The following is a 22,591-nucleotide window of genomic DNA, read 5'->3' as shown; positions in this document are numbered from 1 at the left end:
TCCTCCATCACGGGCAGAAAATGCACCCGGAAGAACACGTGCGGCGGATTTCCCGGGCTGTCCCACAGCTTGGGAGGCGTACTTGACGGCGTCTTGGAAGTGACTTGCCGCCATCTTGCGGACGGCTCGGATCGGCCGTCATTCAGCGGTCGTCTCGTCGCGTGTGCGCATCGTGGTGTGCAGATGACGCAGGGCGTAGTGGACGCGTGACTTGACCGTGCCCGGGGGTATGCCCAGGGCGGTAGCAGCCTGCTGCACACTGAGTTCGTCCAGGTACGTGGCCCGCAGCGCCTCCTGGTGGAGCGGGGCGAGATCCTCCAGGGCCTCGTGGAGATCCAGGGCGGCCAACATGCGTTCGATGTCTCGGCAGTTGCTGTCGACGTCCTTCAGCCAGGTCGCCGTGCTGCTGATCTCGCGGGGGCGCAGCGAGCGCGCGCGGTAGTCGTCGATGACCAGATTGCATGCCACACGGAACAGCCACCGCCGTACGTTCATGGTCGCGGTGTCGTAGAGGTTGCGCTTGGCCCAGCAGCGCAGGAGAGCCTCTTGGACGACGTCCTCCGCTCGATAGGCGTCGCCGCCGACCAAGCGCAGGACGTAGGTGTAAAGGTCCCTGGTGTGGGCCTGGTAGAGGTCGAGCAGTGCCCTTTCCTCCGCTGACGCGGACCCGGTCGATCCGATGACGTGGTGCTGCATGGTGTGCTCCTGGACTGCCGCGAACGGTGGCGTTCGCCGAAGCGCGGGTGGATCTCGGTGAACGCGTCAAGTGGTGGAGCACCTGAATGTGTTGCCTGGCGATGGCAGGCCGATGGCCGTCCGATGGATGCGGTGACGGCGGTTTGGATGCGGTGACGGTCTACGGGGTCTGCGCGGCGCCGGCACGGGGCGTGTGCATCCGCCCTGCGACGTATCGCACCAGAGGGGCGTGGGCGTCGGGGAGCAGGCCTTGATCGCCCAGCCGCTGCCACATGTTCAGCAGTTCTGTGCCATGTGCAAGGACCGGCTGCTCGTCTTCCAGGAGGCTCCAGGCGGCTGTCGCCCGCGCCACGTCGTCGGCTGCCCGCGGGTCGGCGTGTTGGCAGCGTACGCGGGCTACGGCCAGTGCCAGGAGCGTTGCCTGGCGGGGAATGCCGCACAGGTGGGCGAGGTAGGCCTCCAGGGCTCTCGCTTCCAGGGCGTAGGGGTGTGCGGCTTCATGTCTGCCGGTGAGGTACTCGCGTAGCGCGGTGGCCAGCAGCAGAGCCTGGTCGAACCGGTCGGCGCGCGCCTGCCGTTGGATGGTGGTGACACGGTCGGCCAGCGCTGGAGGAAGTGCGGCGTCGTGCGGAGCCGGTGAGGCCGTCGGCGCGAGCAGGTCGTCGGACGGTGTGGACAGTCGGCTGGAGCCGTCAGGCAGTACGTCGAGCAGGAAACTCTCGGCGCTCGATCGGTCGTTCACGGCTGCCCGGACGACGGTGTTGCGCTCGCGGGCGTAGTCGTGCAGGAGGTTCAGGACTGCCTCGTGCACCGGGACGTCCTCCGCCTCCGGTACGAGGTCACCGTTCACGACGGCGCGTTCCTCCTCGGAGATGTACACGTCGCAGGAGAAGACCTCGGAGTCCGGGGCCGGGAGTGTCATGGGGTGTCCTCGAAAGATCGTGGCCGGCGGGCCGGCGCAGGAGAAAGTCGCGGGCGAGGTGAACCGCCCCGCGCAGAGGGCCGTTGTGGAGTGTCATCCGCCTCGCCCCGGTCCAACGGGCCGGCATCCGATCCGGTTCAAAACCGGCCTAAAACCATAGAAGAAGCATGAAAGTCGACACTGTTACGACCTTGGAGAGGAAACCCGGTGGGAAATCCTTCAGCGATGCCACCGGGAGCCCATGCGTGGGTGCGCGGGCCCACCTCCGCCCAGCCGCCGTCGGCCGCGGCCAACAACGCTCGCCTTCAGCCCCGGCCCGCCGTCGATCGCCAGGAACACGGCACCGGGCCCGTCGCCCCGCCCCCGCGCCGCAGCCAGGGGCCGGTGGAGCGCACGGGCGGAAAATCGGTCGGCCCGAACGGATCCCCTGTTACGGCCATCGGCTGGGTGCAGGCGCACGGCGGCGCAGGCGTCACCTCCCTCGCCCGCTGCCTGGGCGGGGTGGATGTGGGAGCACGCTGGCCCCAGCCCCTGCGCGGCGAACCCTCGCGTGTCCTGCTCGTCGGGCGCACCAGCCTCGCCGGTTTGCAGGCAGTCTCCCGGCAGCTGGACGCGCTACGGCAGGGCAAGGCTCCCCAGGGGCTGGACCTGCTCGGCGTGGTGCTGGTGGCGGACGTGCCCGGCAGGCTGCCACTGACGCTCCTACGGCGGGTGCGCGTCATCAAATCGGCCGTCACCGTCCACCGCGTCCCCTGGATCCCCTCCTGGCGCGTCGGCGAACCGGCATCCGAACCACCGAGACAACTCACGTCCCTGGCCGCAGTGGCGAGCGGCACGGACATCCCCTCGCGGAGGCGTAGATGAGCGGCGTTGCCTGGATGCTCGCCGGCTTCAACCCCGACCCCGAAGCTGGGCAGGTGCTGGGCGTCCTGGCCTGGTGCGCGTCCGCCGCCGGAGTCGGAGGGCTCATCGTCGTAGGCATCAGGATGTCGCTGCAACTGCGCCGCGGCGACCCAGGTGAAGGCGGCGAACACTTCCGGGGCGTCTTCTACATCGCCCTGGGCTGTCTTCTGGCCGCCACCGCAGGGCCCCTCGTCGCCGCCCTGGGCGACCTCTCCCTCTGATCGACCACACCGCTCGTGCACCGCACTGCACCACCGTGCCGATGAGCCCAGCGGCCGAAAACCCCACCTCTCCGTCCGAGCACACCCGCCCGCACGCGGACCGCCGGACGGCCCCAGCACCCCTGCAACCTTCTGCCATGCCGCGCCGCTCCGGGCACGAGTACGCCTCACTCGACGGAAACCGGCGGCATCTTCACCCGGAGATCCTCATGACTCTGCTCGACCTGTCCGTTCTGGCAGCCGGCGTTCCGCAGCCCGAACGCAACGCCCCGCCCGCGCTCGCCGACAAGGTGGACACCGTGCTGGGCATCGCGGCCTGGGCGGGCACCGCCGCCGGGGTGGCCGGTGTGCTCGTCACCGGGGCGATGATGGCGATCTCCGTGAAGCGGGGAGAGAGCTCGGAACACATGAGCCGACTGGCCATGGTGCTGGGCGGATGCGTGCTCGTCGCCACGGCCGGTCCTCTGGTCACCTTCGTCTTCGCGTGAGCCGGACCCACCGATGCCACGTACACGACGTCCGTCCACACCGGACACCCCTTACTGGACACACCGCAGCTGGCAGGCGTCCGCCGCCTTCCTCGCCGTGGTGGCTCTGGCGGCCGCGGTGGTGTTTTTCACCTCCGGCGCCGAACGCGGCGGCTACGCCCGGGCGGTGTCGCGCACACCGGCATCGTCCGAGGTACGAGTGAACCCCTGCCGGGCTCAGGCACCGGCCCAGCAGAGCGAGGGAGCGCCGGCGGATCTGCGCTGGGGCACGGTGCACGGCACCCGGGTGCCCGTCTCGGCCTCCCAGGGACCCGCCCGTCGGGAGGGCCGGCTGTGGCGGTGTTTCGCCCGCACCCGGGTCGGCGCGGCACTGGCGGCGCAGATCATCTGCTCGCAGATGAGCTCACCCGCCTGGCGCCTGGCCGTCCAGGACCAGGTGGTGCCGGGGCGGGGACGGGAGAGGTTCGCCGCGAAACGTGAGTTCGTGCAGGACACCGCGGAGTCGGCCGCCCCGGCCACCGCCACCTGGGCGGGCTACCGCACCCTGTCGTACCAGGGGCGCTCGGCGACCGTGGGGCTGCTGATCAAGACGGCCCAGGGATACACGGCGACATCGGTGCGGATGCGCTGGGCGGACGGCGACTGGAAGGTCCTCGCCGGCGACGACGGCGCCCTGTACTCCCGGCTGACCGCCAGCGCGGTTCCCTCCGGATACACCCTGTGGGAGGCCTGACATGGCATGCCCGAACGGCAATCCGCTGGCCGACGTCGTCGTGGGCTTCTTCGAGTTCCTCGGCAACCCCGTCAACACCATCGTCAAGGGGATCGCCAACGCGGTCCTCGCGGGCGCCATCGAGATCTTCGACTCGCTCGTCACCGACGTCCCCACGTTCTCCTCGGCCACCACGGCCGCGCAGGTCAGCGACCAGACACAGTGGCTGGTCGTCTATCTCGCCGTCGGATCGCTGCTGGTCGCCGCCGCCCGCATGGCACTTCAGCAACGCGGCGACGCGGGACGCACCGCACTGAAGGGCATCCTGCGGGTCATCTTCGTCGCCGGTGCCGCCACCACCCTCGCCACCGCCTGCGCGTCGCTTTCCGACCGCTACGCCGACCATCTCTTCCAGCTGGGGGCCGAAGCCCAGATCAACAGCATCGGCTGCCAGGACGGCGCGAACATCGAGCCGTTCCTGCTGCTGATCCTCGCCTTCCTCTTGCTGATCGCCGGCATCCTGCAGACGATCATGCTCTACATCCGGCTGGGCGTCATGATCCTGCTGCTGGGCACGCTTCCGCTCGCCGCCGCGGCGTCCATGACGGAGTGGGGCGCCAGCTGGTGGCGCAAGCACATCGGCTGGTTGACCGCATGGATGGCGTACAAGATGGCCGTCGCGCTGGTCATCTACGCGGGCTCCGCGATGACCACCGCGGGCCAGGGCAGCGGGGACCCGCAGGCGATCCACGAACGCATTGCCGGCATCGGTGTGATGCTGCTGTCCGCGATCGCCCTGCCCGCGCTGCTGAAACTGGTCGTGCCGGCCACGGCGGCCCTCGGCGGGGACCCGGTCACCTCCTACGCCGTCTCCCAGGGCCAGAACGCCCTGGCTTCCGGTGCCCGCTCGCTCGGCAGCCAGCTCAGCAGCCCCAGCGGCGCACAGCCTGCGGCCGGCGGTGGCGGTGCGCCCGGTCCGGCCGGCGCTCCCGGAGGTGCCGGAGCGGCCGGTGGCACCGGCGCGGCGGGTGCTGCCGGCGGTGCCGGAGCAGTCGGCGGCGGCGGAGCCGCAGGCGGTGCCGGGGCCGCGGGCGGAGCCGGGGCGGCGGGTGCCGCGGGCGCCGCGGCCGGACCGGTCGGTGCCGCGGTCGGCGCCGCTGTCGGAGCGGCGCAGGCCGTGGGACACGCCGCCGCCGGTGCGGCGGGCGGCGGCAACGGCAACAACAACTGAGCGGCCGCGTCCGCCAGTTCCCCTCAACAGCCGCCGGGCTCCATGTCCCCCCGTGGAGTCCGGCGGCGCCCCTCACCACCGTGCGAAGACCAACCACCCGCACCATCAGGACAAGGACACCGGCTCACCATGACAGCGGACATCACGACACACCCCACGTACGGCAACTGGCGCCGCCCCCGGCGCCCGGGCCTGGGCCCCCTGGGACTGGTCGGCACCGTCGTCGTCTTCGGCGGGCTGGTCCTGACCCTCCTCGCCTCTTTGATCTCCCTCGTCGCCGCCCTGGTCGTCCTCGTCCCCGTGGTGCTGTTCCTCATCCCCCTCGCGATCCGCACCCAGGACGGCCGCAACGTATACCAGTTGATGGCCCTGCGCATCGGATGGCTGCGGCGCAAGTCCAAAGGCGCGCACCTGTACGTCTCCGGCCCGCTGTCCCCGCGCCCCGGCGGCCGCTTCCGCCCGCCGGGCCTGCTGAACAAGGTCACCGTCAGCGAGGGACACGACGCCTACGACCGTCCCTTCGGCGTGCTGCACCACCCGGCCCGCAACCTCTACACCATCGTCCTCGGCTGCGACCCGGACGGCGGCTCGCTCGTCGACCCCGAGCAGGTCGACGTGTGGGTGGCCCAGTGGGGCGAATGGCTCGCCCGGCTCTCCCACGAGCCGGGCCTGCGCGGGGCGGGCGTCATCGTGGAAACCGCCCCCGACCCCGGCACCCGGCTCGCCAACGAGGTACTGCCGCGCATCCACCCCGACGCCCCGGCAGCGGCCCGCGCCGTGATGCACGAGGTCGTCGAGCGCTACCCGGCCGCCTCCTCCGAGATGCACACCTACGTCACCCTCACCTACGCGGTACCCGGCGGGAACAAGCGCAAGAAGGAGGACATCGTCACCGACCTCGCCATCCGCATCCCCGGACTGCTCAGCGGCCTGGTCGGAGCCGGTGGCGGCGCCGCCTACCCGCTGTCGGCCGAGCGCATCGCCGAAGTCGTGCGCGTCGCCTACGACCCCGCGGTCGCCGCCGGCGTCCTCGAAGCCCGCGCCCAACACGGGGGCACGAACCTGGAATGGGACGACGCCGGCCCCGCCAGTGCGGTCGAGACGGTCAGCAGCTACCAGCACGACTCCGGTGTCTCCCGGACCTGGCTGATGACACTCGCCCCCCGCGGCACGGTCCGCTCCTCGGTGCTGCGCGGCATGCTCGAAGCCGTGTCCGGCACCCGCCGCAAGCGGGTCGCGCTCGTCTACCGGCCCGTCGACCCGGCCACCGCCGCACGCATCGTCGAGGCCGACCGGCGCGCCGCCCAGTTCATGGCCACCTCCGGGCGCGGCATGGTGCAGGCCCGCGCCGCCTCCGAGGTACGCGCCGCCGAGCAGACCGCCGCCGAAGAGGCCTCGGGCGCCGGCCTCGTGGAGTTCTCCCTGATGCTCACCGTCACCGTCGACAGCGCCGAGCAGCTCGCCGACGCCGGCGTCGCCGTCCGCAACCTCACCGCCGCCTCCCGGGTTCAGATGCGTCCCGCCGACCGGATGCAGGCCGCCGCGTTCACCTGCACCCTGCCCGTAGGGATCCTCCCGTGGGAGCAGACCTTCATCCCGCACGAACTGCAGGAGGCGCTGTGAGCCGGGAGGACCGGAAGGACCAGAAGAAGCAGAAGGACCGGAAGGCGAAGGCCGGACCCCCGCAGTCCAAGGAGCTCCTGGTCCCGCCGCGCGGCTGGTACGGTCCCGGCGGTGGCCGCGTCGGTCACCTCGACCCGCCCACCATGTGGCGTGCCACCACGGTGCAGGCCTGCGGCATGTGGCCGTTCGCCGCCGGTTCCGGCGCCCCGATGATCGGGGTCCCGCTGGGGCAGCACCTGTTCACCGGAGCCACCGTCTGCGGCGACCCGCTGTCCTGGTTCACCCGCGCCCGCTACATCTCCAATCCCTCCCTGTTCATGCTCGGCATGCCGGGCCTGGGCAAGTCCACCCTGGTCAACCGCATGCTCATCGGACTGGCCGCCACCGGTGTGGTGCCGCTGGTCCTCGGCGACCTCAAACCCGACTACGCCGACACCGTCCGCGCGCTGGGCGGCCAGGTCATCTCCATCGGCCGGGGCCGGGGCGGCATCAACGTCCTCGATCCCGGCGCCATGGGACAGGCCGCCGACCGCATCGGCGGCGAAGCCGGGGACATCCTGCGGGCCGAGACCCACGGCCGCGTGCTCAACATGGTCGCCGCGCTGATCACCATCGTGCGCGGCCGCCCCATGGACGACCACGAACAGTCCGTGCTCTCCGCCGTCCTGCACCACCTGCGCGAACGCACCGCACCCGGCCGCACCGCGCTCCTTCCCGACCTGCTCCAGGTGCTGACCGAGGGACCGGACCGGGTCCGCGCGGTGACCCTCGACCGGGGCAACGACGCCCGCTACCGCGACGCCGTCGACCCCCTGCACCGCTCCCTGCTCGGCATCCTCGACGGCCCCCTCGGCGACACCTTCGCCTCCGAGACCTCCACCCGCATCGACCCGAACGCCCCGGCCGTGTGCATCGACATCTCCGGCATCGGCGAGGCCGACACCCAGCTGACCGCCGCCGCGATGCTCGCCGCCTGGTCCGACGGCCTGGGCACCGTCGCCGCCTCCCACGCCCTGGCCGACGCCCAACTCGCCCCGCGGCGCTGGTTCTTCACCGTCCTCGACGAGCTGTGGCGCCCGCTGCGCGCCGCCTCCGGCATCGTCGACCGCATCGACGCCCTCACCCGGCTCAACCGCTCCCTCGGCCTGGGCGACGCCAAGATCACCCACACGCTCAAGGACGCCGAGGCGCTCGGCACCGACGCGGACCGGGCCAAGGCCCGCGGCTTCGTCGAACGCGCCGGCATGGTGGTGTGCGCCGGACTGCCCAGAACCGAGATGGAAGACCTCGGCCGGGTCGTGGGACTGTCCCAGCGCGAGATCGAACTGGTCTCCTCCTGGTCCTCCCCGCCCGGCTGGGGCGTCACCACCGAGCACGAGGAACCCCCCGGGCGCGGCCGCTTCCTCATCAAGGTCGGCGGCCGCCCCGGCATCCCCATCAAGGTCGCCATCACCCAGGCCGAACGCGAACTGCACAACACCAACACCCGCTGGACCCCCAACGAGAGCGCCGACCCGGTCACCAGGAACCTCGCGCAGCAGGTCGCCCGCGCCGCCCAGGAAGGCCCCCTGCCCCTCGACCCCCGCCTGACCGGGGAGACGGTGTGAGCGCCGGCCGCGGCGGCGCACGCGGCCCGCACGACGAACTGACCTGGGCCGTGGCCGGCGTCATCGTCGCAGCCCTGACCCTGTTCAGCCTGGCCATGCTCGGCGGATCACTCGCCTCCCTGCTCACCGGCCACGGCTTCACCCACCCTCCCTACGCCCTGTCCACCCTGATGGGGCTGACCATCTCGGACCCGGCCGCGTACTGGCCGTCCACCCCCGCCTGGGCCGTCTACACCGGCATGACCGCGCCCCTGCTGCTCCTGACCGCACTCGTAGCCGTCGTCACCGCGGCCCTGCGCCGCCGCGACACCACGCCCGGGCTGGCGGGCCGCCGCGAACTCGCCGGCATGTGCCCCGACGGCATCACCGACCGGGCCCGCTCCCTGCGCCCCACCCTCAAGGGCCGCGACCGCCTCGACGCCGACGAGACCGGCAACCTGCTCGGCGACCTCATGCCGAACGGACCCGAACTGCGCAGCAGCTTCGAGGACGTCGAACTCGACCTCATGGCACCTCGCGCCGGAAAGTCCACCGGCATCGCCATCCCGCGCGTCCTGCGCGCCCAGGGCGCCGTCGTCCTGACCTCCAACAAGTCCGACGTCTACGCCGTCACCCGCGCCCAGCGCGAGAACGCCGGCACCGTGTGGACCTTCGACCCCCAGGGCATCGCCCACACCCCGCGCGGCATGTGGTGGAACATGCTGGGGGAGTGCCACACCATCGAAGGCGCCCGCCGGCTCGCCGGCCACTTCGTGGCATCCGTCAACGACGACGCCTCCAAGAAGGACTTCTGGATCTCCGCCGCCCAGAACACCCTCACCGCCCTGTTCCTGGCCGCCGCGCGCGGCGGCGCCGCCGTCCAGGACCTCTTGGCCTGGCTCGCCGACCCGGCCGACCGCACCCCCATCGACCTGCTGCGCGACACCGGACTGGACGCCATGGCCGAGCAGTTGCAGGGCACGGTCCGCGGCGCGGTGGAGACCCGCGACGGCATCTACGAGACCGCCCGCCAGACCGTCTCCTGCCTCCTCGACCCCGAGATCCTCGCCTGGGTCGCACCCGACCCCGACCTGCCCGAGTTCCGCCCCGACCGGCACGTCGCCGGACGCGACACCCTCTACCTGCTGTCCAAGGACGGCGGCGGCTCCGCCGCGGGCGTCATCGCGGGCCTCGCCGACGCCACCCTGCGCGCCGGAGTCGTCGCCGCCGAACGCATGGGCGGCCGCCTGGACCCGCCGCTGACCGCGGTCCTCGACGAGGCCGCCAACGTGTGCCGCATCTCCGATCTCCCCGACCTGTACTCACACTTCGGCTCCCGCGGCATCAACGTCGTGACCCTGCTGCAGAGTTACCGCCAGGGCGCCCGCGTGTGGGGCGAGGCGGGCATGGACGCCCTGTGGAGCGCGGCCACCGTCAAACTCCTCGGCGCCGGTCTCGACGACGCCGACTTCGTGCAGAAGATCTCCACCCTCGTCGGCCAGCACGACGTCCGCACCCCGAGCATCTCCCGCAGCCGCGACGGCACGTCACGCTCCTATTCCTACCGCCAGGAAGCCGTCCTGCCCCCGGACAAGATCCGCGCCCTCCCCAAGGGCACAGCCCTCCTCCTGGCCACCGGCGTCCGCCCGGCCCTGATCAGACTCCGCCCGTGGTTCAAGGAAGCCGACGTCGGGGTCATATCGGCGGCGGCGAAGGCGGAGGAGGCGGCCATCACCCAGCGGGCGGTGGCCAAACTGGGCGGCGGCACTCCGGTCGTCGAGGCGATGAGCGCTGACAAGGAGTGACCTGTCGGGGCGACCCGACGATGCCCACCGTCTTGTCACCGGACCTCTGAACCCGCCCGTGACAGCAGCCGTTGTCCCGTGACACATCCGGCACTACCAGTGCCGGACAACTCGAAGGGGAACTCTTATATGTCAACACCGCCTTCTCCCGAGACCGAGGCCGTGGTGAGCCTCAACGACGCGGGCAGCGGACGCCTCAATCGCACGCGACCGGACTCGCCAGCGAGTCAACGCAGTACGGGCAGTGCCGGATCGGTCGTCATGCAGGCCAGCGTGAACGGCGACGAAATAACCTTTACTCCGAATGAAGTCGAGACGGACTCGGCAAACCAAGCGCAGCACCCGCAGGACCCGCCCGTTGAGAGCGCGACCATGTTCCGCTCTCCGGAGGGCAAGTACAGCGCGGTGGCGCTCGACCAGTCACCCCAGCCCGTCAATACATCGGATTCTGTGGACGATAACCTCGCCGACCTCCATCTCAACGATCAAGGTGGCGGCCTTCCCGACCTGACCACCACCGCCACCGCCCGCACCTGGACGTGGTCCGATGCCGGCCAGTGGGTCGCGGGCCACAGTGCCGAGATCCTGACCACCGTCACTCATGTGGCGAACGTCGCCGGGACGGGCCTTTCCGGTGCGGCGGCCTACACGCCACGGCCGGCGCTCAGCACCGCCGCCGCCGCGATCCCCGCTGTTGGCGGTGCAGTCACCATCGCCGGTGCTGTGAAACACCTCGTGACGCTGCGCGACGGGAGGTCCGGCGACACGCCCGAGCAGAACAAACTGATTTCTGCCACAAACGGGCAGCTCTACGTCCATTCGGGACTCATGGCGCTCGGCGGAGGGCTCGGCATTCTGGCGGCCGCAGCGAACGCGACCGCCGAGAGCCATGCCAATACACTGCCGGCAACGACCGTCGCAGCCATCAAGACCAGTGCGACGGTCGCGGCCGGCCTCGGTACGCTCCTCGCCGGGGTCCATGATGCGGCCATCAACACGGCCATTCCCACCTTCCGGGCCGTGCTGCCCAACGTGCAGTACGAGAACGCCTCGCCCGAACAGGGCTCCGTGGCGTCGCTGAGCCAGAATCAGCAGCAGCCGGACACCTTCACCGTTGCTGGCGCGGCAGAGGTGGGCCAGGCGACCCTCCGTCAAAGGCAGCCGCACAAAGAGCAAGAGATCTTTATTCCCCGTCCTGATGCCAGCGCCTCGGGCCAGAAGCCGCGTCGATGACACCCGCAGCCGCGCTTCGCGTCCATGGTGGCCCAGAGCGGAAGGCTGATGATGAGTGAGGCAGTCCTCGATGCCGAGTCCGCCGACACGGCTCAGGACCAGGAACCCGGCGAGGTGCCGGCAGCGCACGTGGACCAGGGATCCGCCGCAGACGGCGTCCGCTTCATCCTCTATCTGGACGGTGTGGAGTACGACCAGGCCCTGAGCCAACTGGCGGTATGGGTCGGTCATTTTCTCCTGCCCGTGTACGGAAGGGAGGTCACCTCGCAGGCTCCCTGGTGTCCCGAATGGTGGCGGCACAAGGACGCGGTCGCGCTGCTCTACGCCCTGTGGATGGCCTGGTGCGACCTGTCGGACCCGGCCGCCGGGCTGACCGGCCCCGCGATCTGGCACCGCGACTACCTGGCGCACACGATGGCCCAACTCCGGGACCCGTCGGGCACGTTCGCCGGCTGCAAGCCGGGCAACCACCGCGAAAAGCCCTTCCCTGTCTCGGACTTCCGCTGAGGCGGCCGACAGCCGTGGGGTGCCGCCGGGCACCCCACGGCTCTTCAGTGTGACCGGCAGCCGCCCACCGCGTCCGACCGGTACCGGGCCGCACTACCCCTCCGGGTGGCACGCCGCACGACGGCCTCGGCCGGACCCCGGCCACAACGCTGGACCAGCGGCGCACTCAGGGCCACCTGCGCCGCGTACAGCACCGCGCACCCCGCCACCACCTCCGCCGCGCCCACCCGGTCGTACCATCCCAGGCCGACGCCGGTGAACACCGCGCACAGCACGAGCGACTGGGTCAGATAGTGGGTCAGCGACAGCCGCCCCGTCGCGGTGAGCACACCGGCAGCCCGGCGCCGCCGCCCGGGCGCGACAGCCACAACAACAGCCCGCAGGCATACGCGGCCGTCAGCACCGGCCCCGTCACCACACCCATCGCATGACCGACGTAGAACCACCGTTCGTCCAGCGGCCCATTCGAGTAGACAGCGGTCGTGACCCCGCCCGCGACACCGAGGGGCAGACAGCGCCGTACCATCGCGCGCAGCCGGCGCCGGTCGCGGCCGTAGCGCTCGAGCAGCCGCAGTCTGGCCGCCGCCAGGCCCGTGAGGAACGCGGCGAACACCTGCGGGGCGTAGAGGAGATCCGTGCCGAGGGCCGTGGGCAGCGCGTGCAGGTGCGCTCCGATCACCGACAGCGCGTCCTCCCGGTAGGCCGCGACCGTGTCGGCGTGCAACGGCAGCGCGAGTGCCGCGTACGTGGTGAGGATGTCGCCGGGGTACAGCAGCACGGCGTGGAGCAGGCCCAGGGTGAACAGCGTGGCCGTACGCCGTAGGTGGCGCGGTCCGCACGCCACGCCCTCCGCGCGGCAGGCACGCATATGCTGGACGAAGGCGTAGCCGAACAGGAATGCGAACAGCGGATAGAACTTCCCTGCCACAAAGGCGCTCACCAGCCAGGCCGCCACGTGGTCGGGCGTCCCCGCGGCCGGGCCGTCGCCGTACACGGTGTAAGGACCCGCCATCAGCAGCGCGTTGAAGCACAGCACTCCCGACAGGGCGGAACCGCGCAGCACATCGGCTTCCTCGACACGCGCAGTCGAGCGCGGCTGCCGGCCGGCCCCTGCTCGTTCCTCGGTCACCGCCTGCTCGCCGATCATCGCCCGCTCCGAAGCGCGGCCGTCCCGAAGGCGATCGTCGCCGCCGCGACCAGGCCATGGCCCGGGCCAGCAGCTGTCGTGCCGCCTCTCGTACGCCCAGGGCCAGGCACACGGCCCCCGCTGCCGCGCACCACACGCTCACCGTCCAGTCGTCCGGCATAAAGGGCGACGCCCCTTTCCGCGATGCCGATAACACTGGCGTGCCCCGTTGTGTCCGCCGTCGCGGACACAACGGGGGATGGCCCTCGGCGGTTCACGGCGAGGCCCTTTCCGGCGGATCCGTCCCCGGGTGAACCCGGCCGTAGGCCTGGTCGTTGTGTGCGGTGTTGTGAAGCCCGCGGCGCAGAGCGTGCTGTGCGCACCGGCCCAGGAGCCCTTCCCCGTAGGAGACACAAACCGATGACGAGGCACAGGCCACGGACCGTGGTGCTGGGCGGTCTGCTCTGCCTTGTGGCAGGTACGACGCAGCCTTTTGCCCAGGCGGTGCCCCGCCCCGACAGGCCGCAGACCCTCGCGGAGGTCCGTGCCAAGCTGGAGTCGCTCTACCACGACGCCGAAGTCGCCACCGAGGAGTACAACGCGGCGGGTGAGGACGTTGCGGCCCAGGAGAAGAAGCTGGACGTGCTCGGCGCCCAGGTGGCACGGGCCGATGCCAGGCTCGTGCGGCTGCGTGCCCTGGTCGGGGCGGCCGCACGCGCCCAGTACCGCGGCGGTGGCATGCCCGCCGAAGTGCAGTTCTTCTTCAGCCCTGATCCCGAGCACGCCCTCGACGCCGCAGGTCTGGCCCGGCAGGCCCAGCTCGGCACCGACCGGCAGCTGGTGGCGCTGGTCGAGGCCGAGAGCCGGTTGAAGACGAAGACTGAGCAGGCGGCGGAGGAGCTCGACAGTCTCCGGGAGATCCAGCTGACCCGCGACACGGCTCGGGACAAGGTCACCAAGCAGATCGCCGCGGCCCGGAAACTCGAAGCCCGGCTAGAGGCCGACGAACTGAAGCGCCTGGCCGCCCTGGAGAAGCAGGACGCCGCGAAGGCACAGGCCGCGTGGCTGAAGACAGGTGTCCTCGACGGGGTGGGCACGATGGCGAGTGCGGGCGGCAAGAAGGCCGTCGCCTATGCCACGGATCAGCTCGGCGAACCGTATGTGTGGGGTGCCGAGGGACCGGACTCCTTCGACTGCTCCGGCCTGACCTCCCAGGCTTGGCTCGCGGCCGGCGTGACCATTCCCCGCACCTCGCAGGAACAGTGGAAACAGCTCAAGCGCGTCGACATCAAGGACGTGCGGCCCGGTGACCTGATCATCTACTTCGACGACGCCAGCCATGTCGCCCTCTACGTCGGCGCGGGACGCATCATCCACGCGCCACGGCCCGGGCGGACGATCACCGTGGCGCCCGCCGCGTCGATGCAGATCCTGGGCGTCGTGCGCCCCGATCCGCAGGCGCAGGCGGCGAAGAAGTGACCCGTACATCGTGACGATCTGCAGCGCTGCTTCGACGGCGGCGGCAGCACATGACCAGCACCAGCACCAGCAGCACCGTGGCGCCGGACGGCGTTCCGCCCTGGAGGCGGGGGAGGGGAGCACACCGTGACGGCGTCAGGTGGCGGGCAGGAGAGCGAGAGCTCGAACGTGGCCGTCCAGGCGGCGGTCGCCGCCGGAGGCTGCGGCTGTCTGGCGATTCCGGTCGGAGGCGTCCTCGCCGTCGCGTTGATTTTCATCGTGGGCGGCCTCGGTGTCGTCCTCATGCCGCTGGTGATTCTGATCATGTTCTTCAAGGGGCTGCTGCCCGCCGACTTCGGTGGGATCGGCGACGATCTGTCACCGGTGGAGCGCATCTGCGAGGACCTCGAAGCCGCACAGGACACACCTGCGGACGAACTCGCCGCACGGGCACAGCAGATCGCGCTCGGCGACGGCCTCGGCACACTGGAGATCACACCGTCCAGCTCCAGCAGCCCCTCGCAGCCCTGCACCGTTCCGGCAGATCTCTACGATGCGATCGTGGACGCCGGATCGGTCTGCGACGTGATCGGTCCCGTCACCGTCGCCGCGCAGATCCAGTACGAGACGGGCTTCGACACCGACTTCGTGGGACCCAACGGTGCCCGAGGCATCTCCCAGGTACCGGCCGACGTCTTCGAGCGCCTCCACCAGGACGGAGATCCCCTCGACGCCAAGCAGTCCATCGGGGCACAGGGGGCCTACCTGTGCGAACTCGCCGAAGGGGCGCAGAGCCTGATCGACGCGGGAGAGGCCACCGGAAGCGTCCTCGACCTGACCCTCGCGGCCTACGACGTGGGCATGGACGCCGTACGCGAGGCACACGGCGTTCCCGCCACCGAGGAGGCGCAGAGCTATGTCGTAGGCGTGCGGACCTGGTTCGCCTCCATGGAGGGAATCGGCCCACCACCACGCACCATGCCCGACGGCCCCGGCCTCAGAGACACCTGACCCTGTTGCACCCCGGGGGTGAACCGGTCGACGCCGTCCTGCGTTGTGCCGAGACGTGCGCCGAGAGGGGCGCGGTCAGGATGCGCTGTTCGTCGCCCTCGTGCGGCGAACGCCGCCCCCCGGCCCCGCGACCGAGAGGCGTGCGTGCCGACCACGAGAGGATGCCGAGATGCCCAACGAGCCGAATAGCACGAGCGACTGGCTGCCAGGAGAAGCCTTCGTCGCGTCCCTTCAGATCCTCCTGATGGACGCTCCACGGCGGTCTGACGGGACCCCTGATACCCACCAGGCAAGGGTGACCGGTGGTGCTCTCCTGGCCAGTGCCCGGCAGCTCGACGAGCACAGTTCTTACGACAGTGTCATCACAATGATCGAGGAGGGCGTCCTCGTACCGGCGGGCGTCGGCGCGCCGCCGGACACAGCCCGGCTGGTCTCGACGTACCGGGCGCTCTCCTCAGACGACCGGGCGCGTTGGCTGGCCGGCCAGAGCCTCCAGATCAACCAGGAGAAGCTGCGAGAGTACGCCGCCAATCTCCCTGCGCGGGCCGAAGGACCGTCGGGGACACTGCCGAACCAAGGGGCGCCACGGGGTTCCTCGTCGTCCGCCGCGGCCAAGGACCCTGTACGAAGCGCGGTGGCGACCATCATCGAAAGGGACGGCAAGGCCCAAGCGGATTACCGCCGCACAGCTCAGCCCGTCTCCTCTCCGTCGGTGCCGTCACAGCCTTCGGCGACGACGGTCACGGCCCCTGGGGGACAGGTTCCGTCGACCCGGCCGAGTGAGGGCTGGATAGCGACGGTCGCGGCCACACGCGTGGGTGACACCCCTCTCACACACGGGTACTTCGCGGATCAGCCCATGCCACCGTCCCCTGGAAGTGCTCCCCGTCAGACGTCTGTGGCAGCCGCCGCCGGACAGGCCCCGTTGCAGCCGACATCCGCCAGCCGCAGGAACACCGTGGTCCAGGCGTTCGCCACGGGCGACCCCCGGTCCCTCCACGACCACATCGCCGCAGGCCGCCTCGGAGGCGGAGGAGTTTCCGTCCCTCAGGCAGCACTGCTCTTGCCGCCCGGTGCCGGCACGAGCCCCGCGGCGAGTACACGGAACCAGCGTCAGACCGCCGCTGCGCGGACACTGCCGCGCAGGGGTGACAGCCTCGCCGGTTCCGCGCGTCAACAGGCCAGGCTGTTGAAGGGCCGGTGACTTCGCGGTAGCCAACACGTCCGCGCCTGTTTGCACCGCTGGGCGCCAAGGTCCTTCTTCTTCCGGTGCAGGTCCCCAGCACGACGCGGCAGGCGGCTGCGTGGCGCCGTCGCCTGCCGACGGCCCGCCACAGCACCCGGACGAGGAGCGAAAGCCCTGCCCAGGAACGAGGGCCCTTCCGCGGGTGTGGCGTCCTCCAGAACGGCGCCGAGGGACATCAGCTGTCTCCCGGCGGGGAGGATCTCCACCCCGCGGATGCCCAACGGGTCCCACGCGTCAGCCGGGAGGTGCTCGGCGATCAGCGGGAGAACTAGCTCCTGCCCGGCGTCGAGGTGCCCGGGGTACGGGCTCGATTCACCATGGCGCACAGATTGCACCGCCCGGTGCGAGCGGGCCGGTCTGTTGAGGCGAGGGCAGCCCAGAGGCAGGGCAGCCACGTGCCTGCCGTGGAAGCGTGATGGCCGCTGCCGGTCGGTGCCGGCAGCGGCCATCACGGTGCCGCACTTTTGTCCGGCAGGGATGCCGGTGGATGAGGCGGTGCGGGAGACCAACCCCATGGGTCTCCCGCACCGGGTCTGCTACGACCGATCAGGCGGGATCGCCATTGCGGGCCGCTGCAGCAAGCGTTTTGAACTCGTCCCACCGCACGTGCGGCCGTGCCAGCCGGCGGCGTTCCAGGTACCGGTCGCTGGCGCGCCTGGTCTGCCGCAGCACCCGTACGGCGTCCTTCAGACGCCCTGAGCCCATCGGCTCCACCACCTTGGCCGGGATCAGCTCCCAGGTGTCCCCGGCCTTCCGCAGCTCCCCGCGGACCAGGGTGTTGGTCATGTTGTTCAGCAGTTCGTCGTGGCGGTGCACCAGCAGGGACGCCTGCCCGGGCGTCACCGCACAGTCCGCGGGAACGTCGACGAGATACCCGTTGGCCGTGGCCCTGGGGGCGGTCCGCGCCAGGACCGGTGCCCCGGCGGCGTCGAGCGCGGCCAGCACGGCGGTGGGGTACTGGGCGAGGCGGGCGTGCCCCAGCGGCGTGCCGGAGAGGGCCGGCGGCGTGGACGCGGGCGGTTCCAGCGGCGGCCGTACGGTCACGTGTTCGGGTGTCACGGTGATCAGCAGCCGCAGGTAGTACCAGCTCATCAGCCGGCGCATCGGAAGGGAGAGGTAGGCCCGGCTGTGCGGCTGGCGTTCGAAGAGCATCCGCCAGTAGTCCTCAGCGCCCTGAGTGCCCGTCATAATGTCGTCGGGGCACTCGGCGCGACCACTGACGAAGATCTGCGGGGGATGGGTGAGACCGCTGCCGGTGGGGTCGGAGAAGAGCAGGGCGACCCGGCCGTCGCGGCGCACGTTCAGCGCCTTCTGGGCGAATGCCAGGGATGTGGTCACCAGCAGCGTGCCGTCCTTTTGCCGACGCGTTGCGGTCGGCCAGGCGAGCGGAGCGCCGCCCCGGCCCAGGGTGACGAACTCGCAGGTGCGGTAGGCGTCCAGCACGTCGAGCGGGGCCGCTTCGAGAATGGTCATGTCGTTCACTGCCCGTCCAGCGGGCCGCGCAGGGTGCGGCAGAGGGCCGCGTACTGGCGTCGGCCGACGGTCCGCCACAGCAGACGCCCCACAAGCGGGGCCCGGCCCAGGAAGAAGGCCCGCTCCTGGGGTGTGGCGTCCTCGAGGATGGCCCCGAGCGCGATCAGACGCCGGTTCTTGGGGACGGACGCCATCCCACGGGCGCCCATAAGGTCCCACTCGGCGGCCGTGAGGTGCTCGGCGACCAGCGGAAGCACCGACTGCTCCTCCTCGTCGAGGTGTTCGACGAGCGCGGTGCGGTGTGCGCCGAGGGCCAGCGCGAGTTCCTCACCGGCGATGCGGTCCGCGGTCCGCTCCCACTCGGGCAGCCACTGCGTAACCCCCGTCAGGCTCTTGTCGATGTGCAGGTGCTGGAGTTCCATCCGGGTGACGAGGTCGTCGTCCTGCACGCAGCGGGTCCGCAGCAGCGGCCACAGGAGTTCGTCCTCCAGTTCGTGATGGTGGTGAAGTCCCGCCATGTACTCCCGTAGGTGACCAGCGACGACAGGGATGCGGGCGGTGTCGCCGTCGGCCACGGCGCGCACCAGGCGGGGAAGGAGTGCCGACTCGCGGCGGAAGACCCGGTGCACCACGACCATCTCGTGGGTGTGGGGCCGGCCGGCGGTCGGGCGTTGTTCGGTGGGATTGCTGGGGTTGCTGGGGGACACGCTTGCCTGCTCCAACGGGTCGGGCTGTGACGACGGGGGTGGGCACTACGGCCGGTCAGCGTGCCCGGGTGCGCTTGGAGTCCGCTTGCAGTCGGCTTGGCACGAGGCGGTGGCCTCTGCGTTTATCGCTTGTTCATAAGGGTGTTCGACTCGTTGGGTAGATTTCCCCGGTGTGTTGCGTATGAGAGTCCTGGGTTCCTTGAGCGTCGAGTTCGACGGCAGGCCGGTTGGCCTGGGCACCCCACGACAGCGGGCCGTCCTGTCCATGCTGATCACTTCCCGGGGCAGCGTCGTCCCGGTGGACCGCATCGTGGACGGGCTGTGGCCGCAGGTGCCGCCGGCCAAGGTCATGGCGTCGCTGCATGCCTACGTGTCCAACCTGCGCCGTTCGCTGGAGCCTGACCGCCCGCCCCGTACCCCGGCGACCGTCCTGGTCACCGCCCCTCCGGGGTATCGGTTGCGGCTGGCGCCGGACGCGGTGGACGCGTGGCGCTTCGAGAGCTGGGTCACCCGTGCCCGCGACGCCGAGCCCGAGGAGGCACGGGCACTGCTCGCCGAGGCGTTGCGCTGCTGGCGGGGCCCCGCCTTCGCGGAACACGCGGACACGGACTGGGCCAGACCTGAGGTGGCCCGGCTCACCGAGCTCCGTGCGGAGGCCTGCGAACTGGCCGTGGCCGCCGACCTGCGCACCGGACGTGCGTCCCGGGCGGCTTCAGAGGCCGAAGTCCTTGTCCGTGAGAACCCCTTGAGAGAGGAGGGGTGGCGCCTGCTGGCCCTGGCCCAGTGGGCCTGCGACCGGCAGGCCCATGCCCTGTCCACCCTGCGCCGGGCTGCCCGGACGCTGCGCGAGGAACTCGGCTGCGAGCCGGGTCCGGCGCTGGCGGACCTGGAGCATGCGGTGCTGGCCCGGCGCCTTGAGGTGCTGAGCGCGGAGGTCCGCGACCCGGAGCGGGCGGCCTCAGGCGAAGGGCGGGTAGGGGGCACGTTGTCGGCGCCCGATGAGGCACCTGGGTCTCACCTGCCCGCCGTCGGCACCTACGGCCCGCACGACCTCTTCGTGGGGAGATCCGCGGAACTGCTCTGCGCGGACGCGGCGGCCGCTGCCGCCCGGGACGGCGGCGCCACGCTCGTGGTGACCGGAGAACCCGGCGCCGGGAAGTCCGCGCTCATCGCTCGTCTTGCGGACCGGCTGCGGGCCGGTGGCTGGAGGGTGCTCGTCGGGCGCTGCCCGGAATACGAGGGCGCCCCGTCGGCCTGGGCCTGGGTGGAACTGCTCGGTGAGCTTGCCCGTGACACGCCGCCCGCCCGCCCGGAGGAACTCGCGGCCCTGTTGCGGGAGACCGGGAACGAGGCGGCTTCGACCATCGACGAGGCGGCCACCGGTCGGTTCCGTATGCACCGGGCCTTCACCGAGTGGATGCGCGCCGCAGCAACGGCGGCGCCTTTGGCCGTTGTCGTGGAGGACCTGCACCGGGCCGACAGCGAGACCCTCGCCCTGGTCGAGGCGGCGGCCGCCGTCACCGGCACACCGCTGCTCACCGTTGTCACCTACCGGCCGGCCGAGGTCGGGGGACACCTGGTCAAGACCCTGGCGCAGCTCGCTCCCGGCGCCCCGCACCGGATCGCACTCGACGGTCTGCCGCCCAGGGACGTGGGCGCCGTCGTCGAAGCCGTCTGCGGCGAGGGAGTCGACCCGGCCACCGTGAGGGCGCTCGCCGAACGTACCGGAGGCAACCCGTTCTACGTTCTGGAAAGCGCCCGTCTGCTGGCCAGCGAGGGCGCTCTGGTCGCCGTCTCGGAGGTTCCTCAGGGCGTGCGGGACGTTCTGCGCAGGCGCCTGGCCCTGCTCTCCGACAACGCGCGGTCCGCCCTCCATTTGACGGCGGTGCTCGGTATGGAGGCCGAGGTCAGCGTCCTGTGCGAGGCTGCAGCGATGCACGAGGACGATGTGCTGGAAGGACTCGACGCGGCGCTGGCGGCGCATCTGCTGGGCGAGGTCGGCCCGGGCCGCGTGCGGTTCGAACACGCGCTGGTCCGCGACACGGTGTACACGGACCTGTCCGGTGTACGGCGCTCGCGGCTGCACGCTCGTATCGCCGAGGTGCTGCGCCGTCGGCGTCCCGACGACCTGGCCGCCCTCGCCCACCACTTCGCCCGCTCGGGCGACACCGCTGACGTGCCGCTGGCGGTCGACTACGCAGTGCGTGCCGCTGAGGCCGCCGAGCGCCGCTACGCCCACGAGGTTGCCGTGCAACTCATCGGGCAGGCCATCGACGCATATTCCGCGGCGGCGGCGCCCGGCACGATCGAGGCCGAACCGGAGCGCGCTGTCGGCCTCCTGGTGAGACTGCTCGGCGCGCAGGTCCGGGCGGGCTCGACCGACGCGGCCCGGCGTACCCGCCAGCGCGCGGTCGAACTGGCCGAACGCGCCGGTCGGGGCGATCTCATGGCCACGGTCTACGGTGCCTGGACCGAACCCTCCCCCTGGCAGAGCAGGCTGGCGGTGGCCGACGACCCGGCTGTGCTGAAGCGGATGGAGGAACTCGCCTGGGACCCGGACCTGGACGACGCCACACGTGCGGGAGTCCTGCATGCCCTCGTCGACGCGGTGGCGGCCCAGGACCCGCCCCGGGCCGCCGAAGCGGCCCGCACGCAGCTGTTGCTGGCCCGGGCGGGCGGTGACCCGCGCCTGCTGGCCGCCGCGCTGATGGGCTCCGCGAAGCTTGTCCCGCACGAACTTCGGGGAGACGAGCGGACCCCACTGGTCGTGGAACTGCGTGAGCTCGCCCGCACGCACGACCTCCCCGCGTACCGCTGGATCTGCGAGCACCTTGACGCCCTGACCGCGGTCGGCCGCAACAATCCGACCGAGGTCAGGCGGCACACGGCGGAGGGACTGACGATTGCGGGACGCTACGGGATGGTGTGGGCCCAGGGCCTCAACACCGCCACCACGGCCATGCTCGCCGCTGTCCAGGGCCGTTTCGAGGAGGCGGAGGCTCAGTACGCCGAGGCCCACGTCCTGCTGGAGCGCGTGGGCGCCCATCAGGCCCAGGGGATGCGCACGCTCGGTGTGACCACCATCCGGCTCGCCCAGAAACGCGTGGCCGAGATCGAGCCGATCGTGCGTGCCATATACGACTCGGTGGGTGCTCCGGTCGGGGTTCTGCTGGCTCTGATCCTCGCTCTTCTCGGCCGCCACGACGACGCGCGCGCGGTACGGCTGCCCGAGAAACCGGTGACCGATCACCTCTACAGCATCGAACTCGACTTCCGCTCCCGGCTCGCTGTCCTGCTGGGCGACCGGGAGGCCGCGTCCATGCTGGTCGGGCACCTGCTCCCGCTGCGCGAGCAGTTGGCCGCCGCGGCGGCCGTCTACGCGACCCGCCCGCTGGCCCATGCACTGGCAGACCTGTACCGGCTCCTGGGCGAGGACCGGCAAGCCGCCGATCACTACGCCCTGGCCGAACGCACCGCCCGCACATGGGACTCGCCCCACCTCGCCGAAGCCGCGCGCCGGGCTGTCGCGGCCCTCGACGCCGAGCGTTCCCGGCGCCCTGTGATCGTGCGTTAGCCCGGCGCCCCGGGCCCGCGGACCGCTCGGGCGATGACCTCGCCTGCGAACCGACCGTGGCGCGCCTAC

19 protein-coding genes are annotated in these 22,591 nt (G+C 71.2%); 13 read left to right on the top strand and 6 right to left on the bottom strand.

The features are described from left to right. Positions 1–138: 138 nt before the first annotated feature. Together BN159_RS00845 and BN159_RS00840 are read right to left on the bottom strand one after the other, a co-directional pair. Entirely contained in the window at positions 139–696 is a 558-nt protein-coding gene (locus tag BN159_RS00845) for a sigma-70 family RNA polymerase sigma factor (RefSeq protein ID WP_015654963.1), read from the bottom strand. A 160-nt stretch (positions 697–856) separates the two neighbouring features. Beyond that, the gene (locus BN159_RS00840) at positions 857–1,618 is read right to left on the bottom strand and encodes a hypothetical protein (RefSeq protein WP_015654962.1); all 762 of its coding nucleotides are present in this window, start codon (positions 1,616–1,618) and stop codon (positions 857–859) included. A 225-nt stretch (positions 1,619–1,843) separates the two neighbouring features. Between BN159_RS00840 and BN159_RS00835 the strand changes: the two genes are divergently transcribed. The 10 genes from BN159_RS00835 to BN159_RS00790 all read left to right on the top strand — a co-directional run bounded on the left by BN159_RS00835 (position 1,844) and on the right by BN159_RS00790 (position 11,927). After that, positions 1,844–2,482, top strand: coding sequence for a DUF6668 family protein (locus tag BN159_RS00835; protein WP_015654961.1), 639 nt, complete (start codon positions 1,844–1,846; stop codon positions 2,480–2,482). Next, entirely contained in the window at positions 2,479–2,742 is a 264-nt protein-coding gene (locus BN159_RS00830) for a hypothetical protein (protein WP_015654960.1), read from the top strand. Before BN159_RS00835 ends, BN159_RS00830 begins: the two co-directional genes overlap by 4 nt. Positions 2,743–2,951: 209 nt before the next feature. Continuing rightward, a complete protein-coding gene (locus BN159_RS00825; protein WP_015654959.1) occupies positions 2,952–3,230 on the top strand; it encodes a hypothetical protein in 279 nt (92 codons plus the stop codon). A gap of 13 nt (positions 3,231–3,243) precedes the next feature. Continuing rightward, the gene (locus BN159_RS00820) at positions 3,244–3,963 is read left to right on the top strand and encodes a hypothetical protein (protein WP_015654958.1); all 720 of its coding nucleotides are present in this window, start codon (positions 3,244–3,246) and stop codon (positions 3,961–3,963) included. Between the two features lies 1 nt (position 3,964). Continuing rightward, positions 3,965–5,173 (top strand): hypothetical protein, encoded by a 1,209-nt coding sequence (locus BN159_RS00815; protein WP_015654957.1) that lies wholly within the window; start codon positions 3,965–3,967, stop codon positions 5,171–5,173. Positions 5,174–5,302: 129 nt separating this feature from the next. Then, positions 5,303–6,796: an SCO6880 family protein gene (locus BN159_RS00810; protein ID WP_015654956.1), complete on the top strand. Its 1,494-nt coding sequence runs from the start codon at positions 5,303–5,305 to the stop codon at positions 6,794–6,796. Next, positions 6,793–8,403 (top strand): ATP/GTP-binding protein, encoded by a 1,611-nt coding sequence (locus BN159_RS00805; protein ID WP_015654955.1) that lies wholly within the window; start codon positions 6,793–6,795, stop codon positions 8,401–8,403. Before BN159_RS00810 ends, BN159_RS00805 begins: the two co-directional genes overlap by 4 nt. Continuing rightward, positions 8,400–10,187 (top strand): type IV secretory system conjugative DNA transfer family protein, encoded by a 1,788-nt coding sequence (locus BN159_RS00800; RefSeq protein ID WP_015654954.1) that lies wholly within the window; start codon positions 8,400–8,402, stop codon positions 10,185–10,187. The genes BN159_RS00805 and BN159_RS00800 overlap by 4 nt, the downstream gene beginning before the upstream one ends. A 261-nt stretch (positions 10,188–10,448) precedes the next feature. Further along, a complete protein-coding gene (locus BN159_RS00795) occupies positions 10,449–11,420 on the top strand; it encodes a hypothetical protein (protein ID WP_015654953.1) in 972 nt (323 codons plus the stop codon). 51 nt (positions 11,421–11,471) lie between these two features. Next, on the top strand, positions 11,472–11,927 hold the full coding sequence (locus BN159_RS00790; protein ID WP_078598974.1) for a DUF4913 domain-containing protein: 456 nt from the start codon (positions 11,472–11,474) through the stop codon (positions 11,925–11,927). A 44-nt stretch (positions 11,928–11,971) separates the two neighbouring features. Here the strand turns inward: BN159_RS00790 and BN159_RS46705 are convergent, their stop codons facing one another. Continuing rightward, positions 11,972–12,256, bottom strand: coding sequence for a DUF418 domain-containing protein (locus BN159_RS46705; protein WP_015654951.1), 285 nt, complete (start codon positions 12,254–12,256; stop codon positions 11,972–11,974). Further along, positions 12,226–13,074 (bottom strand): DUF418 domain-containing protein, encoded by an 849-nt coding sequence (locus BN159_RS00785; RefSeq protein WP_015654950.1) that lies wholly within the window; start codon positions 13,072–13,074, stop codon positions 12,226–12,228. Before BN159_RS00785 ends, BN159_RS46705 begins: the two co-directional genes overlap by 31 nt. Positions 13,075–13,473: 399 nt before the next feature. Here BN159_RS00785 and BN159_RS00780 point away from each other — a divergent pair, with 399 nt between their 5' ends. Both BN159_RS00780 and BN159_RS00775 read left to right on the top strand, forming a co-directional pair. Beyond that, positions 13,474–14,532, top strand: coding sequence for a C40 family peptidase (locus tag BN159_RS00780; protein WP_015654949.1), 1,059 nt, complete (start codon positions 13,474–13,476; stop codon positions 14,530–14,532). A 126-nt stretch (positions 14,533–14,658) separates the two neighbouring features. Beyond that, entirely contained in the window at positions 14,659–15,522 is an 864-nt protein-coding gene (locus BN159_RS00775; protein ID WP_015654948.1) for a lytic transglycosylase domain-containing protein, read from the top strand. Between the two features lie 1,792 nt (positions 15,523–17,314). Here the strand turns inward: BN159_RS00775 and BN159_RS00765 are convergent. Continuing rightward, entirely contained in the window at positions 17,315–18,241 is a 927-nt protein-coding gene (locus BN159_RS00765) for a pyridoxamine 5'-phosphate oxidase family protein (protein ID WP_015654946.1), read from the bottom strand. A gap of 5 nt (positions 18,242–18,246) precedes the next feature. Continuing rightward, positions 18,247–18,948, bottom strand: a complete 702-nt coding sequence (locus BN159_RS00760) for a hemerythrin domain-containing protein (RefSeq protein WP_015654945.1) — start codon at positions 18,946–18,948, stop codon at positions 18,247–18,249. A gap of 265 nt (positions 18,949–19,213) precedes the next feature. On the opposite strand from BN159_RS00760, the gene BN159_RS00755 reads away from it, so the two are divergent. Further along, the gene (locus tag BN159_RS00755; protein WP_231905547.1) at positions 19,214–22,522 is read left to right on the top strand and encodes a BTAD domain-containing putative transcriptional regulator; all 3,309 of its coding nucleotides are present in this window, start codon (positions 19,214–19,216) and stop codon (positions 22,520–22,522) included. Positions 22,523–22,591: the final 69 nt, after the last annotated feature.

Source organism: Streptomyces davaonensis JCM 4913 (assembly GCF_000349325.1).
GTDB classification, from domain to species: domain Bacteria; phylum Actinomycetota; class Actinomycetes; order Streptomycetales; family Streptomycetaceae; genus Streptomyces; species Streptomyces davaonensis.
The sequence above is the reverse complement of the archived record's forward strand: the minus strand, read 5'-3'. Positions and strand labels throughout refer to the sequence as shown.